This is a genomic window from Citrobacter sp. wls708 (assembly GCF_005281255.1).
GTDB lineage: Bacteria > Pseudomonadota > Gammaproteobacteria > Enterobacterales > Enterobacteriaceae > Citrobacter > Citrobacter werkmanii.
The window spans coordinates 61,346-77,062 of the sequence record NZ_SZXE01000001.1; the positions used below are offsets into that span (position 1 = coordinate 61,346).

12 protein-coding genes are annotated in these 15,717 nt (G+C 53.3%); 5 read left to right on the forward strand and 7 right to left on the reverse strand.

The window, feature by feature from the left end; all coding sequences use genetic code 11:
• Positions 1-85: 85 nt before the first annotated feature.
• Positions 86-1,288, reverse strand: coding sequence for a nicotinate phosphoribosyltransferase (gene pncB / locus FDW97_RS00240; protein ID WP_069323257.1), 1,203 nt, complete (start codon positions 1,286-1,288; stop codon positions 86-88).
• A gap of 266 nt (positions 1,289-1,554) precedes the next feature.
• Between pncB and pepN the strand changes: the two genes are divergently transcribed.
• A complete protein-coding gene (gene pepN / locus FDW97_RS00245; protein ID WP_137347932.1) occupies positions 1,555-4,167 on the forward strand; it encodes an aminopeptidase N in 2,613 nt (870 codons plus the stop codon).
• Between the two features lie 96 nt (positions 4,168-4,263).
• Here the strand turns inward: pepN and ssuB are convergent, their stop codons facing one another.
• Genes ssuB through ssuE form a run of 5 tightly spaced genes read right to left on the reverse strand, consistent with a single transcriptional unit; the run spans position 4,264 to position 8,515 of the window.
• Positions 4,264-5,031: an aliphatic sulfonates ABC transporter ATP-binding protein gene (gene ssuB / locus FDW97_RS00250; protein ID WP_087857551.1), complete on the reverse strand. Its 768-nt coding sequence runs from the start codon at positions 5,029-5,031 to the stop codon at positions 4,264-4,266.
• Positions 5,028-5,819: an aliphatic sulfonate ABC transporter permease SsuC gene (ssuC, locus tag FDW97_RS00255; RefSeq protein ID WP_038639375.1), complete on the reverse strand. Its 792-nt coding sequence runs from the start codon at positions 5,817-5,819 to the stop codon at positions 5,028-5,030. The genes ssuB and ssuC overlap by 4 nt, the downstream gene beginning before the upstream one ends.
• A gap of 11 nt (positions 5,820-5,830) precedes the next feature.
• Positions 5,831-6,976, reverse strand: coding sequence for an FMNH2-dependent alkanesulfonate monooxygenase (ssuD, locus tag FDW97_RS00260; RefSeq protein WP_087857550.1), 1,146 nt, complete (start codon positions 6,974-6,976; stop codon positions 5,831-5,833).
• Entirely contained in the window at positions 6,973-7,947 is a 975-nt protein-coding gene (locus tag FDW97_RS00265; RefSeq protein ID WP_087857549.1) for a sulfonate ABC transporter substrate-binding protein, read from the reverse strand. The genes ssuD and FDW97_RS00265 overlap by 4 nt, the downstream gene beginning before the upstream one ends.
• A complete protein-coding gene (gene ssuE / locus FDW97_RS00270) occupies positions 7,940-8,515 on the reverse strand; it encodes an NADPH-dependent FMN reductase (protein WP_061381850.1) in 576 nt (191 codons plus the stop codon). The genes FDW97_RS00265 and ssuE overlap by 8 nt, the downstream gene beginning before the upstream one ends.
• A gap of 242 nt (positions 8,516-8,757) precedes the next feature.
• Between ssuE and pyrD the strand changes: the two genes are divergently transcribed.
• Entirely contained in the window at positions 8,758-9,768 is a 1,011-nt protein-coding gene (gene pyrD / locus FDW97_RS00275; protein ID WP_038639394.1) for a quinone-dependent dihydroorotate dehydrogenase, read from the forward strand.
• A 165-nt stretch (positions 9,769-9,933) separates the two neighbouring features.
• Positions 9,934-10,476, forward strand: coding sequence for a cell division protein ZapC (zapC, locus tag FDW97_RS00280; protein ID WP_038639397.1), 543 nt, complete (start codon positions 9,934-9,936; stop codon positions 10,474-10,476).
• On the opposite strand, the gene FDW97_RS00285 is transcribed toward zapC, so the two are convergent.
• The gene (locus tag FDW97_RS00285; RefSeq protein ID WP_137350470.1) at positions 10,473-11,579 is read right to left on the reverse strand and encodes a YcbX family protein; all 1,107 of its coding nucleotides are present in this window, start codon (positions 11,577-11,579) and stop codon (positions 10,473-10,475) included. The genes zapC and FDW97_RS00285 overlap by 4 nt on opposite strands.
• A 98-nt stretch (positions 11,580-11,677) precedes the next feature.
• On the opposite strand from FDW97_RS00285, the gene rlmKL reads away from it, so the two are divergent.
• Both rlmKL and FDW97_RS00295 read left to right on the forward strand, forming a co-directional pair.
• Complete coding sequence (gene rlmKL / locus FDW97_RS00290; RefSeq protein WP_137350471.1) at positions 11,678-13,786, forward strand: bifunctional 23S rRNA (guanine(2069)-N(7))-methyltransferase RlmK/23S rRNA (guanine(2445)-N(2))-methyltransferase RlmL; 2,109 nt, start codon at positions 11,678-11,680, stop codon at positions 13,784-13,786.
• Positions 13,787-13,798: 12 nt separating this feature from the next.
• Positions 13,799-15,706, forward strand: a complete 1,908-nt coding sequence (locus FDW97_RS00295) for an ABC transporter ATP-binding protein (RefSeq protein WP_121528844.1) — start codon at positions 13,799-13,801, stop codon at positions 15,704-15,706.
• The last annotated feature ends 11 nt before the right edge of the window (positions 15,707-15,717 follow it).

Below are 15,717 nucleotides of genomic sequence, written 5' to 3' on the forward strand. Positions count from 1 at the left end.
CAATCAGACAAGCAGAATTCGTTGCTGGAGTGAAAGATTTCGGAAATAAACGCGAAAAGGGAGCCGATGTGGCTCCCTGTGAAGATTAACTGGCTTTTTTAATATGCGGCAAATCGAAAGCTTTGCGCAACGCACGAACAAACGCTTTATCGTGGCAGATGGTTTTACCGGGGCTATCAGATAACTTCGCTACCGGTTTGCCGTTACATTCCACCAGCTTGATAACAATATTGAGCGGCTTAACCTGCGGAATATCACACGTTAGCCGTGTACCAATGCCAAAACTCAACTGTACGCGAGAAGAGAAGTGGCGGTAGAGCTCAATCGCTTTTTTCAGATCGAGGTTATCGGAGAACACCAGCGTTTTGCTCAGCGGATCAATCCCTAGTTTTTCATAGTGGGCAATGGCTTTTTCACCCCATTCAACCGGATCGCCAGAGTCGTGACGTAAGCCCTGGTAACGGGTCGCAAATTCAACGCCAAAGTCGCGTAAAAACGCATCCATGGTGATGCAGTCCGTCAGCGCAATCCCGAGTTGGTCAGGATATTCATTTAACCATGCGGCCAGCGCAACGCGCTGGCTGGTGGCAAGCTCCGGGCTGATTTGCTGATGAGCCTGGAACCACTCATGCGCTTGCGTACCCATCGGGGTTAATGACAGACGACGGGCGAGATCGTAGTTGCTGGTGCCGACAAACCAGGATTCTTGCTGCAGGCGTTTCACAATGGCCTGCTGTACTTCGCGTGAAAAACGGCGGCGCGTACCGAAATCCATCAGATGGAAGCGGGACATATCGACATCTTTCGTTAAAGCAGAGAATTCGACTAGTTTGCTTTCCAGCTCATGGAGCGCCTGTGGGACGCCTGATTCGGGCGAACGGTAACGGTGCACCAGTTCGCTGATAACCGCCAGCAGCGGGACTTCCCACATGATCACTTCACGCCATGGACCGGTTAAGCGGATGTTCAGCTTGCCGTTATCGTTGGTGACGCACACCTGTTCCGGGTTATAGCGGAAATCACGTAACCAGGCGAGGTAATCAGCTTTAAAGAAAGGCAGGCCGGAGAGCCACTGGTACTCGTCCTCCTGCAGTCGCAGGTGCTGCATGGCATTCACCTGCTCACGAATAGCATCGGCATAAATACCGAGCAGGTCATCGCCACGGCAACGAAATTCAGCCGCTACTTGTACATCATAGTAGTGGTGAAAAACGGCTTGCTGCATATGCAACTTATAAGCGTCTGTATCCAGCAGCGAGTGCAGAACAGGAGAAGCGAATTGTGTCATAGGTGCGCAGTAGCATCCTCTCACGGGAGCGTTTAGTACAATAAACAACTAAGAAAACCGCTGGAGTATACCCTGTTTAGCGATTTATTGAACCCCGATCACACCATAAGCTGTCTTTCTGGTCGAGGGCAATTCGTGCCGCGTGTTATGAAAATGTAGCAAAAAGGGTGTTTGTGCCTGAAAAGATGAACATTCTGCGTAGCGCGATTTACGCAACAGGAATAGACTGAAGCCGAGACTCTACCAAAGATGCTAAAGGTTTTTTTATGACACAACAGCCACAAGCCAAATACCGTCACGACTATCGTGCGCCGGATTACCAGATTACTGATATTGACTTGACCTTTGACCTGGATGCTGAAAAAACCGTGGTCACCGCCGTGAGCCAGGCTGTCCGTCATGGTGCATCCAGTGCGCCGCTGCGCCTGGATGGCGAAGATCTGACCCTGGTGTCAATCCACGTGAACGACGAGCCGTGGACAGAGTATAAAGAAGAAGAGGGCGCTCTGGTCATCAGTCAACTGCCGGAACGTTTTACGCTGCGTATCGTGAATGAAATTAGCCCGGCGGCCAATACCGCGCTGGAAGGACTGTATAAGTCTGGCGATGCGCTGTGCACCCAGTGTGAAGCAGAAGGGTTCCGCCATATTACCTGGTATCTCGACAGACCCGATGTTCTGGCGCGTTTTACCACCAAAATTATCGCCGATAAAACCCAATATCCGTTCCTGCTCTCTAACGGCAACCGCGTGGCGCAGGGTGAACTGGAAAACGGTCGTCACTGGGTGCAGTGGCAGGATCCGTTCCCGAAACCGTGCTATCTGTTTGCGCTGGTAGCCGGTGATTTCGACGTCCTGCGTGACACCTTTACCACCCGCTCAGGACGTGAAGTGGCGCTGGAACTGTATGTCGATCGCGGCAATCTGGACCGTGCGCCGTGGGCAATGACCTCGCTGAAAAACTCCATGAAATGGGATGAGGAGCGTTTCGGCCTTGAGTATGACCTCGACATCTATATGATTGTCGCCGTCGACTTCTTCAATATGGGTGCGATGGAGAATAAAGGTCTGAACATCTTTAACTCCAAATATGTGCTGGCCCGCACCGATACGGCCACCGACAAAGACTATCTTGATATTGAACGCGTTATTGGTCACGAATATTTCCATAACTGGACCGGCAACCGTGTGACCTGTCGCGACTGGTTCCAGTTGAGCCTGAAAGAAGGTTTAACCGTGTTCCGCGATCAGGAGTTCAGTTCCGATCTCGGCTCACGTGCGGTAAACCGTATCAGCAATGTACGTACCATGCGCGGCCTGCAGTTTGCCGAAGACGCCAGCCCGATGGCGCACCCGATCCGCCCGGATATGGTCATCGAAATGAACAACTTCTATACCCTGACCGTGTATGAAAAGGGCGCTGAAGTCATTCGTATGATCCACACTCTGCTGGGTGAGACTAACTTCCAGAAAGGGATGCAGCTGTACTTTGAGCGTCATGACGGCAGCGCTGCTACCTGTGATGATTTCGTGCAGGCGATGGAAGATGCGTCCAATGTCGATCTCTCTCATTTCCGCCGCTGGTACAGTCAGTCCGGTACGCCGATTCTGACCGTGCGTGATGACTACAATCCGTCAACGGAACAATACACGCTGACTATCAGCCAGCGTACGCCAGCCACGCCGGATCAGGCCGAGAAACAACCGCTGCATATTCCTTTCGCCCTCGAGTTGTATGACAACGAAGGGAAAGTGATCCCGCTACAAAAAGGCGGGCATCCGGTGAATGCTGTGCTCAACGTGACCCAGGCAGAACAGACGTTTGTCTTTGATAACGTCTACTTCCAGCCGGTTCCGGCACTGCTGTGCGAATTCTCCGCACCGGTAAAACTGGAATACAAATGGAGCGATCAGCAACTGACCTTCCTGATGCGTCATGCGCGTAACGATTTCTCTCGTTGGGATGCGGCGCAAAGTCTGCTGGCGACCTATATTAAGCTCAACGTTGCCCGTCATCAGCAGGGTCAGCCGTTGTCGCTGCCGGTACATGTGGCCGATGCTTTCCGCGCGATTTTGCTCGATGAGAAAATCGATCCGGCGCTGGCGGCAGAGATCCTGACGTTGCCTTCGGTAAATGAAATCGCCGAACTGTTCGATATCATCGATCCGGTCGCGATAACGGAAGTTCGCGAAGCATTGACCCGCACGCTGGCGGCTGAGCTGGCGGATGAATTCCTCGCTATCTATAACGCTAATCATCTTGACGAGTACCGCGTTGAGCATGCTGATATTGGTAAGCGTACGCTGCGCAATGCCTGCCTGCGCTTCCTGGCCTTTGGCGAAACCCATCTGGCTGACACGTTGGTTAGCAAGCAGTACCGCGAAGCGAACAATATGACTGACGCCCTGGCGGCGCTGTCCGCTGCGGTGGCGGCGCAACTGCCATGCCGTGACGCATTGATGCAGGAGTATGACGATAAATGGCATCATGACGGTCTGGTAATGGATAAATGGTTTATCCTGCAATCCACCAGCCCGGCGAGAAACGTGCTGGAAACGGTACGCGGTCTGCTGAAGCATCGTTCCTTCAGTATGAGTAACCCGAACCGTATTCGTTCCCTGATTGGTGCTTTTGCGGGCAGCAACCCGGCGGCTTTCCATGCGGAAGATGGCAGCGGCTATCAGTTCCTGGTCGATATGCTGACTGAGCTGAACAGCCGCAATCCACAGGTGGCGTCACGTCTGATTGAGCCGTTGATTCGTTTGAAACGCTATGATGCCAAACGTCAGGCGAAGATGCGTGCGGCGCTGGAACAGTTGAAAGGCCTCGAGAATCTCTCCGGCGATCTGTTCGAGAAGATTGACAAAGCGTTAGCCTGAAACGTTGACCTGTAATTTTGTAGGCCGGATAAGGCGGTAACGTCGCCATCCGGCAAAAGGCCCGGTAATCGCTATCGGGCCTTGTTTTCTGAGTGGTTATCCATGCCGACGGATCGGTTGTTCCGTCTCGCCACGCTTCATCACCCGGTTCAACACTTCCGCTTCCAGTTCGGCTAACCGCACCGATCCCAAACGGCGGGGGCGCTGAATATCCACCGTCAGATCCAGCCCGATTTTACCCTCTTCGATCAACAGCACGCGGTCTGCCATTGCGACGGCTTCACTGACATCGTGCGTCACCAGCAGCACCGTAAAGCCGTGGTCCTGCCATAGCGAGACGATCAGATCCTGCATCTCAAGACGGGTTAACGCATCCAGCGCGCCGAGCGGTTCATCCAGTAACAGCAGGCCAGGGCGGTGAATTAATGCCCGCGCCAGGGCCACGCGCTGTTTTTGGCCGCCAGACAGGGCGGCAGGCCACTCCTGTGCCCGGTTTTCGAGGCCAACAGCGGCCAACGCATTACGGGCCGCATCGCGCCATTGACCTTTCAGCCCCAGACCAACGTTATCAATAACCGTTTTCCATGGCAGCAGACGCGCATCCTGAAACATCATGCGCGTATCATCCTGAATCTCTGCCAGCGGGGTAGTTCCGGCAAGTAATGCGCCTGAAGTGGGCGATTCCAGCCCAGCCAGCAGGCGCAGCAAGGTGCTTTTGCCACCGCCGCTGCGGCCCACTACGGCAACAAATTGCCCTGCCGGAATATGCAGATCTAATTGATTCAGCACTGTATTGGCGGCGTATTGTTTGGTCACGGCGCTCAGCAAAAGCGGCGTACCCTGATTCAAGCGAGCGGTATTCATACAGTAGCCTCCTTCACATGGTAAGCCGGGTTCCAGCGCAGCCAGACTCGCTCCAGCAGTTGGGCGCTGACATCGGCAAGTTTGCCGAGCAGGGCGTAGAGAATGATGGCCACTACCACCACGTCGGTTTGCAGAAATTCTCGCGCATTCATCGCCAGATAACCAATGCCGGCATTGGCGGAAATGGTTTCCGCAACGATCAACGTCAGCCACATCAGTCCGAGAGCAAAACGTACGCCAACCATAATCGAGGGCAGGGCGCCGGGGAGGATCACATGGATAAACAGTGAAAAGCCGGACAATCCATAGCTGCGCGCCATCTCCACCAGGCCGCGATCGATATTGCGGATCCCGTGCCAGGTGTTGATGTAAATCGGGAACAGTGTGCCCAAGGCGACGAGAAAGATCTTCGCCGATTCATCAATGCCGAACCACAAAATCACCAGCGGGATCAGCGCCAGATGGGGTACGTTGCGCAGCATCTGTATCGACGTATCCAGCAGGCGTTCCCCCCAGCGTGAAAGACCGCTGATGAGTCCCAGCGTCAAACCCAACGATCCACCGATCGAGAATCCGATCAGCGCGCGCCAGGAACTGATCGCCAGATGCTGCCAAAGCTCGCCGCTGGCGGAAAGTGTCCAGAAGGCTTCGACAACGCCTTCCGGGGAGGGCAAGATGCGGGTGGATAGCCAGCCCATTGACGAGGCTATCTGCCAGAGCGCCACCAGACCTACCGGCAAAAACCAGGGTGCGAGGCGCAATAGCCACCTGTTTTTCGGTGTTGTCATCAGCGTGCTCCTTAGCTTTGCGCGACCTTACGGGGAATAAATTCGTTAGCCACCGCTTCGCCTTGTTGGTGCAGACGCTGTGGCTGTGGAATTTCAGGTATCGAAACATCCAGATGCGGGAACAGTAGCTCGCCAACTTTGTACGCCTCTTCCAGATGCGGATACCCCGACAGCACAAAGCTGTCGATACCCAGCGCGGCGTACTCGTTTATGCGCGCTGCGACGGTCGGGCCGTCGCCGACCAGCGCGGTTCCGGCGCCGCCACGCACCAGCCCAACGCCTGCCCACAGGTTCGGGCTTATTTCCAGTTTGTCGCGTTTACCGTTGTGCAGCGCGGCCATCCGCTGTTGGCCAACCGAATCTGTTCTTGAGAAGGCGGCCTGGGCTTTGGCAATCGTGTCGTCATCAAGATGCGAAATCAGACGCTCCGCTGCCTGCCACGCCTCATCCGTCGTCTCCCGCACGATCACATGCAAACGAATACCAAAGCGGATCTTGCGTCCAAGCGCTGCTGCTTTGGCTCGCACTTGCTCAATCTTCTCTTTCACCTGTTCAGGCGGTTCGCCCCAGGTCAGATAGAGATCAACCTGCTCGGCAGCCAGGTCTTGCGCGACATCGGAAGAACCGCCGAAATAAAGCGGCGGCCAGGGTTGTTGTACGGGAGGAAAAAACAGCTTCGCGCCGCGGACGTGCATATGTTTGCCGTTGAAATCCACCGTTTCTCCCTGTAACAGCCGACGCCAGATCTGGGTGAATTCAGCAGAAGCTTCATAGCGCTCTGTATGATCAAGAAACACGCCGTCGCCAGCCAGCTCCTGCGGATCGCTGCCGGTCACCAGGTTAAACAGCGCCCGACCGTTAGAGAGTCTGTCGAGCGTTGCAGCCTGGCGTGCGGCAACCGTTGGCGAGGTTACGCTTGGACGCAGCGCGACCAAAAACTTGAGCCGCTGAGTAACAGGGATCATGGAGGCGGCTACCAGCCAGGCATCTTCACAGGAGCGACCGGTTGGGATCAAAACGCCGGTAAATCCCAGGCGATCGGCAGCCTGCGCGATTTGCTGCAGATAACTTTGATCGACCGGACGCGAGCCTTCTTCCGTCCCCAGATAGTGGCCATCCCCGTGGGTGGGTAAAAACCAGAACATGTTCAGACTCATAATTTTGCTCCTGTCTGCTGAGTGGGTTGCCAGATACGCTGGCGAATATCGATTTTTTTCGGCACCAGACGATTGTCATAAAACAGATCGGCGGTTTGTTGTTGCAGGGCGGCAACCGAGGCGCTGACGGGTGAGATGGTCGTTGGCGGCCGGTGATCAAGATAAGACGCAATCACCGGCTCTGGCAGTCCCATGGTTTTGGCCAGCAGGGTAATACTTTGCTGGCGCTGGCTGAGGGTTAACGCATCAGCCTGGCTAAAGGTATCCAGCACGCCAAGAACAAACGCGCCATTTTTCTCGGCATAAGGACGCGCGGCGAGATAAAAGGAGCCGGTCTGTTTGAGGTCTGAGCCATCTTTTAGCACGCGCACATCACCCTGCAGCAACGCGGCGGAATAGTAAGGATCCCAGATAGCCCACGCATCAACGTTACCTTGCTGGAAGGCTGCTCTGGCATCTGCGGGTGTCAGATATGTTGGTTGAATATCGGTAAATTTCAGCCCGGCCTGTTGTAAGGCTCGCAGCAGTAAATTGTGGGCGCTGGAACCTTTCTGGAAGGCGACTTTATGCCCTTTGAGCTGCGCAACGCTCTGGATCGGGCTGTTTTTGGGCACCAGAATCACTTCGGCTTTTGGTTTGGGCGGCTCGACGCCAACGTAAACCAGATCGGCTCCGGCGGCCTGGGCGAAAATCGGTGGAATGTCACCGGTACTGCCGAGATCGATACTGCCAATATTGAGTGCTTCCAGCATTTGCGGCCCTGCCGGAAACTCAATCCACGAGATTTTGGTCTGTGGGTAGCGTTTCTCCAGTAACTGATGGCTTTTTGCCAGCACCATACTGACGCTTCCTTTCTGGTAACCTATGCGCAGCGCGTCTGGTGCAGACTCTGCGGCATGGACGAGCGTTGAAAGTGACAGCAATCCGGTCAACGCCAACCACGGCGTGTGACGCTTGAGCAGATTAAGCATGGGCGGCACCTCGCAGAGCATTCAATTGAGGAAGTTGGACATCACGACGATGCAACGCCAGCCAGAAGGTGTCGAGCGCATTGTCCAGACGCAGTTGCAGGTTGGGCGTAAACTGCGGTTTATGCTGATAATCAATGACCTGTGAATCATCAGCAAAAACACCGTGCAGGATTTCCTGGGCTTTTAACGCGCTCAGCACTGGCTTAAGCGCGTAATCAACGGCCAGTAAATGCGCCACGGTACCGCCTGTTGCCAGCGGCAAAACCACTTTTCCTTCCAGTGCGCGTTCGGGAAGCAGATCGAGCAACGTTTTCAACGCTCCGGAGTAAGCTGCTTTGTAGACCGGCGTTGCAACAATCAATCCGTCGGCGTCGTGCAGTTGTTCGACAAAGGTTTTCAGCGCCGGGCTGTCGAAGCGCGCATAGATCAGGTCTTCTGGGGCAAAGTTGTGCAGATTCCAGTGACAGACTTCGACATCCTGGCCGTTCAGTTTTTCCCGGGCGTATTCCAGTAAGGCGCTGGAGCGAGAGGGGAAGCGTGGACTTCCCGCCAGAGTAATGACGCGCATAATTTCAATCTCCCCTTATAACTAATTGTTCGCTTTTATTTAACATTGATAACAATTCGTGCAGTCTGGCAGAGAGATTTTGTTTATCGAAATGATTTATACGGGATAGAAAAGTTGAAAAATGAATAAAACGGCAGAAGCAGGAAAACGATTGCTATTTATTGCCGCAGGTCAATTCCCTTTTTGCTCGCGATCGCACATAATATGCCCCCGGTTTGCACACCGGGAATCCAGGAGAGTTCATGTACTACCCCTTCGTTCGTAAAGCCCTTTTCCAGCTCGATCCTGAGCGCGCTCATGAATTGACATTCCAGCAGTTACGTCGCATTACCGGCACGCCGCTCGAAGCGCTTGTCCGCCAGAAAGTACCCGCAAAACCGGTTACCTGTATGGGGCTGACGTTTAAAAATCCGCTCGGGCTTGCTGCCGGACTGGATAAAGACGGGGAGTGCATTGATGCGCTCGGTGCGATGGGATTCGGTTCAATTGAGATTGGTACCGTGACGCCACGCCCCCAGCCCGGGAACGATAAACCACGTCTGTTCCGTCTGGTGGATGCGGAAGGTTTGATCAACCGCATGGGATTCAATAACCTGGGTGTTGATAACCTGGTAGAGAACGTTAAGAAATCACATTTTGACGGCATTCTCGGCATTAATATTGGTAAGAATAAAGATACTCCGGTAGAAAACGGCAAAGATGACTATCTGATTTGTATGGAAAAAGTCTATGCTTATGCCGGTTATATCGCGATTAATATCTCTTCACCGAATACGCCGGGATTACGCACGCTGCAATACGGTGAAGCGCTGGATGATCTGCTGACGGCAATTAAAAATAAGCAAAACGATCTGCAAGCGATCCACCATAAATATGTTCCGGTGGCCGTAAAGATCGCGCCGGATCTTTCCGTCGAAGAACTGATCCAGGTTGCCGACAGTTTAGTTCGGCATAATATTGATGGTGTAATTGCAACTAACACCACTCTCGATCGTTCTCTCGTACAGGGAATGAAAAATTGCGATCAAATGGGGGGACTGAGCGGTCGTCCGTTACAATTAAAAAGTACAGAAATTATTCGCCAGTTGTCTCAGGAATTAAATGGTCAGTTGCCAATTATTGGCGTTGGCGGTATTGACTCGGTGATTGCCGCGCGCGAGAAAATAGCCGCCGGCGCAACCCTCGTACAGATTTATTCGGGCTTTATTTTTAAAGGCCCGCCGTTGATTAAAGAAATCGTCACCAATATCTGAATGCTACCTTAATCACAATCCAGGGCTTTATTTCTAGCCCTGGTTGTTTTATATTCCTTAACTGTTGCTTATTTAAACATTCTGAGCTTTTATTATTAGGGCAATAAACGAAGCGGCAAAAGGATACTGTCGTAACGGCGATGATTAAGGAAAGGAGAGAAACTGATGCGAATTAAACCCGACGATAACTGGCGCTGGTATTATGATGAAGAGCACGATCGTATGATGCTCGATTTAGCCAATGGTATGTTATTCCGTTCGCGTTTTGCTCGTAAAATGCTCACGCCTGATGCCTTTACTCCTTCCGGATTTTGCGTTGATGACGCCGCGCTTTATTTTTCCTTTGAAGAAAAATGCCGCTACCTGGATTTAGCGAAAGAACAAAAAGCGGAACTGGTGCTCAATGCGCTGGTGGCTATTCGTTATCTTAAGCCGCAGATGCCAAAAAGTTGGCACTTTGTCGCCCACGGCATTAACTGGACGCCAGTGCCAGGGGACGCTGCCTGTGTCGATTTAAGCGATACCGATGAACAGGTAAACCTGTTAGTGGTTGAGCCGGGTGAAAACGCCGCGCTTTGTCTGCTGGCGCAACCGGGTGTGGTGATTGCCGGACGCACCATGCAGCTTGGCGACGCAATTAAAATCATGAATGACAGACTGAAACCGCAGACAATGGTTGACAGTTTCAGCCTTGAGCAGGCGGTTTAACTTTCCAGCCTGATTGCCGTTTTGGGCACACAACTGCAGCACAGAATTGTCCCGTCATCTCCAATCGCTGATTTTTTCAGCGGGCTCACTTCGCCTTCTACCAACCGAATTCGACAGCATCCGCAAATTCCCGCCCGACATGAGTAGGGAACCCGGATACCCTGGTTTTCCAGCTGTTCAAGCAATACCTGCTGATTATTTCCGCGAAAGGTCTGTCCCTGCCACTCGATAAGCACCGTGGCATCGGGTTGTTGCACCGGGACAGTATCATCGGTTTCTGCCGCGCCATATACTCTGGCCGGACCGGTGGACAGAATTTCAACCTCGTCGCCGACGCGAATCACGCCACTGTTACGCGCAATGAGATTTTGACCAAAATCGACATCGCCGTTATCCGTCGCAGTGCGAAAGCTTTGCAGCGTGGTCAGCGGTTCGCCGGACGGATGCTTCTGACCTTTTTCAGGGCTGACGGTGGTGAAAATGCAGCGGCTACAAGGTTTAGCCACGTCAAAAATAACCTCGCCAATGCGGATCACTTTCCAGGTATCTTCTTCCCAGGCGGCAGCGCCTGAAACCACCAGATTGGGGCGAAACTGCTCCATTTTTACGCTTGCCGGGCAGCGCTGCTGCAAATCGCGCAATGACGCTTCGTTAGTTAAAAGGTAGGGATAACCATCGGCAAAGGATAACGGAACATCATCGCGGCGCTTCACTCGGCGCGTCAGCTGCGGACCAACCCAGCGAAGCTGCACGTCACGGGAGAAAAAACCGCTCAGCCACTGGTTGATAGCCGCTGGCGCAATACGCGCGGTAAAATGGTTGCCCCACACTTCCGTCGGCGCATCCTGCAGGGCGAAGTCGGCAAATCGCACAAGCGCGCTGCTACCGTCTGGCGCCGTAAGATGCAATCCATCGTGGAAAGGGGAAGGGGTAAAACGCACCATCTGTGGGAACTGTCGGGCGGTAATGAACGTCCCGTCGGGTTCGGTAATCATAAATATGCGATCAAAGGCGAGACCACTAACGTCTGCCAGAGCGTGGGTAAGCCCAATACCGCGCATTGATTTAACCGGATGAATAAAAAGTCGGGTTAACGTGACCACTGTACAGCCCCTCGAGCGAAAATAAGCCTTCAACTTTATGACATACCGCCCATATTAGCTATAATGCGCAGCAATTTTCTCGGAGTAAAAGTGACATTATGAATTCTCTGTTTGCCAGTACGGCCCGCGGGCTGGAAGAGCTGTTAAAAACTGAACTGGAAAACCTTGGCGCGCTGGAGTGTCAGGTCGTTCAGGGTGGGGTCCATTTTAAGGGCGACACGCGGCTTGTTTACCAGAGCCTGATGTGGAGCCGCCTGGCCTCGCGCATTATCCTGCCGATGGGAGAGTGCAAGGTCTACAGCGATCTTGATCTGTACCTCGGTGTTCAGGCAATCGACTGGACAGAGATATTTAATCCGGGCGCTACATTTGCGGTGCATTTTAGCGGCCTGAACGAAACCATTCGTAATAGTCAGTACGGGGCGCTGAAGGTAAAGGATGCGATTGTCGACGCCTTTACCCGTAAAAATCTGCCGCGTCCGAATGTGGATCGTGAATCTCCGGATCTGCGTATTAACGTGTGGCTGAATAAAGATACCGCCAGTATTGCGCTCGATCTGAGCGGTGATGGCCTGCATCAGCGTGGGTATCGCGATCGCGCAGGTCAGGCGCCGATTAAAGAAACGCTGGCTGCCGCCATTGTGATGCGTTCAGGTTGGCAACCGGGCACGCCGTTACTCGATCCGATGTGTGGCTCCGGTACACTGCTGATTGAAGCGGCGATGTGGGCAACCGATCGTGCGCCTGGTCTGCACCGTGGTTATTGGGGCTTTAGCGGTTGGGCGCAGCACGATGACGCTGTGTGGCAAGAGGTTAAAGCCGAAGCGCAGGTGCGTGCGCGTAAGGGTCTCGCAGACTACACCTCGCACTTCTATGGATCTGACAGCGATGCTCGCGTAATTGAAAAAGCACGCAGTAACGCCCGTCGCGCCGGCATTGCCGATCTGATGACGTTTGAAGTTAAAGATGTCGCCAAACTGAGCAACCCGTTACCGAAAGGACCGTACGGGACGGTTATCAGCAACCCGCCGTACGGCGAACGTCTGGATAGTGAACCGGCGCTGATTGCCCTGCACAGCCTGCTGGGGCGCACAATGAAAAACCAGTTTGGCGGCTGGAATCTGTCCCTGTTTAGCGCCTCGCCGGATTTGCTCAGCAGCCTGCAATTACGTGCTGATAAGCAATTTAAAGCGAAAAATGGTCCGCTGGATTGCGTGCAGAAGAACTATCACGTTGCAGAAACCACCGCCGACAGTAAGCCTGTCACGGTCGCGGAAGATTATGCCAACCGCCTGCGTAAGAATCTTAAGAAGCTGGAAAAATGGGCGCGTCAGGAAGGTATTGAATGCTATCGCCTGTACGATGCCGACCTGCCGGAATACAACGTGGCGGTAGATCGCTACGGTGACTGGGTCGTGGTGCAGGAATACGCGCCGCCGAAAACGGTCGATGCGCAGAAAGCGCGTCAACGCCTGTTCGACACCATTGCCGCTACGCTCTCGGTACTTGAGATTGCCCCGAATAAACTGGTGCTGAAAACCCGTGAACGTCAAAAAGGCAAGAACCAGTATCAGAAGATGAATGAGAAGGGTGAATTCATTGAGGTAAGCGAGTACAACGCACGTCTGTGGGTGAACCTGACTGACTATCTTGATACCGGTTTGTTCCTCGATCACCGCATTGCGCGTCGCATGCTGGGTCAGATGAGTAAAGGTAAGGATTTCCTCAATCTGTTCTCCTACACCGGTAGCGCCAGCGTTCATGCCGGACTGGGCGGCGCGCGGAGCACCACGACGGTTGATATGTCGCGTACCTACCTGGAATGGGCGGAACGCAACCTGCGTCTGAATGGCCTGAGTGGTCGCGCTCACCGTTTAATTCAGGCTGATTGTCTGGGCTGGCTGCGCGATGCCAATGAACAGTTCGATCTGATTTTCATCGATCCGCCAACGTTCTCTAACTCTAAACGCATGGAAGATTCGTTTGATGTGCAGCGCGATCATCTGGCGCTGATGAAAGATCTGAAACGTCTGTTACGTAAAGATGGGACGATCATGTTCTCCAACAACAAACGTGGATTCCGTATGGATCTCGAGGGTCTGGCTGAGCTGGGATTGAAAGCACAAGAAATTACCCAAAAAACGCTTTCCCAGGACTTTGCCCGTAACCGTCAGATCCACAATTGCTGGCTGATTACCGCAGCCTGAAAGGATAAGTAAATGTCATTGATCAGTATGCATGGTGCATGGCTGTCGTTCAGCGATGCGCCCCTTCTTGATAATGCGGAACTGCATATCGAGGATAACGAACGCGTCTGTCTGGTAGGCCGTAACGGCGCGGGCAAATCGACGCTGATGAAGATCCTGAACCGTGAACAGGGTCTTGACGACGGACGTATTATTTATGAGCAGGATCTGGTCGTCGCGCGTCTGCAACAGGATCCGCCGCGTAATGTCGAGGGCAGCGTGTATGACTTCGTTGCCGAAGGTATTGAGGAACAGGCTGAATACCTGAAGCGGTATCATGATATTTCGCGCCTTGTCATGACCGATCCCAGCGACAGAAATCTGAATGAGATGGCGCGGGTTCAGGAAATGCTCGATCACCACAATCTGTGGCAGCTCGAAAGTCGCATTAATGAAGTGTTGGCGCAACTGGGGCTGGATCCTAACGCCGCGCTTTCGTCGCTGTCTGGTGGTTGGCTGCGTAAAGCGGCGCTGGGCCGCGCGTTGGTGAGTAATCCGCGCGTATTGCTGCTCGATGAACCGACGAACCATCTGGACATTGAAACAATCGACTGGCTGGAAGGGTTCCTGAAATCCTTCAACGGGACAATCATTTTTATTTCCCACGACCGTTCATTTATTCGCAACATGGCGACGCGTATTGTTGATCTTGACCGCGGCAAACTGGTGACCTATCCGGGGAACTACGATCAGTATCTGCTGGAGAAAGAAGAAGCGCTGCGGGTAGAAGAGTTACAAAACGCGGAGTTTGATCGCAAGCTGGCGCAGGAAGAGGTTTGGATCCGCCAGGGTATCAAAGCGCGTCGTACCCGTAACGAAGGCCGTGTGCGCGCCCTGAAAGCGATGCGTCGCGAGCGCGGTGAACGTCGCGAAGTGATGGGCACGGCGAAGATGCAGGTTGAAGAGGCGAGCCGTTCGGGCAAGATTGTCTTCGAAATGGAGAATGTGGATTATCAGGTTGATGGTAAGCAACTGGTAAAAGATTTCTCTGCACAGGTGCAGCGCAGCGACAAAATTGCGTTAATTGGCCCTAATGGTTGCGGCAAGACGACGCTGCTCAAACTGATGCTAGGCCAACTGCAGGCTGACAGTGGACGTATTCATGTTGGGACCAAGCTGGAAGTGGCTTATTTCGATCAGCACCGGGCTGAACTGGATCCGGATAAAACCGTGATGGACAATCTGGCCGAAGGTAAACAAGAGGTGATGGTCAACGGTAAACCCCGCCATGTGCTGGGCTACCTGCAGGACTTCTTGTTCCACCCGAAACGGGCGATGACGCCAGTACGCGCGCTCTCCGGTGGGGAACGAAATCGTCTGTTGCTGGCGCGTTTGTTTCTGAAGCCCAGTAATCTTTTAATTCTCGATGAACCAACTAACGATCTTGACGTCGAAACGCTGGAACTGCTTGAAGAGCTGATTGACAGCTATCAGGGCACCGTGCTGCTGGTGAGCCACGACCGTCAGTTTGTGGATAATACCGTCACGGAATGTTGGATCTTCGAAGGCGGTGGTAAAATTGGTCGTTATGTCGGCGGTTACCATGACGCGCGCAGCCAGCAATCGCAGCATGTAGCGTTTAAACAGCCCGTTGTGAAAAAAACAGAGGAAGCTGTTGCTCCTAAAGCAGAAATTGTCAAACGTGGCACGAGCAAACTAAGCTATAAACTGCAGCGCGAACTGGAGCAGCTCCCCGCATTGCTTGAAGAACTGGAAGCTAAGCTGGAAACATTACAAGCTCAGGTTGCTGACGCCGCTTTTTTCAGTCAGCCGCACGAGCAAACGCAACAAGTTTTAGCTAATCTGAACGAAGCGGAACAAGAACTTGAGCAAGCCTTTGAGCGCTGGGAGTATCTTGAATCTTTGAAGAATGGCGCATAATTTAAAGGAGC

Bases quoted from the DNA above. Each gene is read 5' to 3' on its own strand.
- pyrD (WP_038639394.1), top strand. From the start codon at position 8,758: ATGTACTACCCCTTCGTTCGTAAAGCCCTTTTCCAGCTCGATCCTGAG.
- zapC (WP_038639397.1), top strand. From the start codon at position 9,934: ATGCGAATTAAACCCGACGATAACTGGCGCTGGTATTATGATGAAGAG.
- pncB (WP_069323257.1), bottom strand. From the start codon at position 1,288: ATGACACAATTCGCTTCTCCTGTTCTGCACTCGCTGCTGGATACAGAC.
- rlmKL (WP_137350471.1), top strand. From the start codon at position 11,678: ATGAATTCTCTGTTTGCCAGTACGGCCCGCGGGCTGGAAGAGCTGTTA.
- FDW97_RS00265 (WP_087857549.1), bottom strand. From the start codon at position 7,947: ATGCTTAATCTGCTCAAGCGTCACACGCCGTGGTTGGCGTTGACCGGA.
- ssuB (WP_087857551.1), bottom strand. From the start codon at position 5,031: ATGAATACCGCTCGCTTGAATCAGGGTACGCCGCTTTTGCTGAGCGCC.
- FDW97_RS00295 (WP_121528844.1), top strand. From the start codon at position 13,799: ATGTCATTGATCAGTATGCATGGTGCATGGCTGTCGTTCAGCGATGCG.
- pepN (WP_137347932.1), top strand. From the start codon at position 1,555: ATGACACAACAGCCACAAGCCAAATACCGTCACGACTATCGTGCGCCG.
- ssuD (WP_087857550.1), bottom strand. From the start codon at position 6,976: ATGAGTCTGAACATGTTCTGGTTTTTACCCACCCACGGGGATGGCCAC.
- ssuC (WP_038639375.1), bottom strand. From the start codon at position 5,819: ATGACAACACCGAAAAACAGGTGGCTATTGCGCCTCGCACCCTGGTTT.
- ssuE (WP_061381850.1), bottom strand. From the start codon at position 8,515: ATGCGCGTCATTACTCTGGCGGGAAGTCCACGCTTCCCCTCTCGCTCC.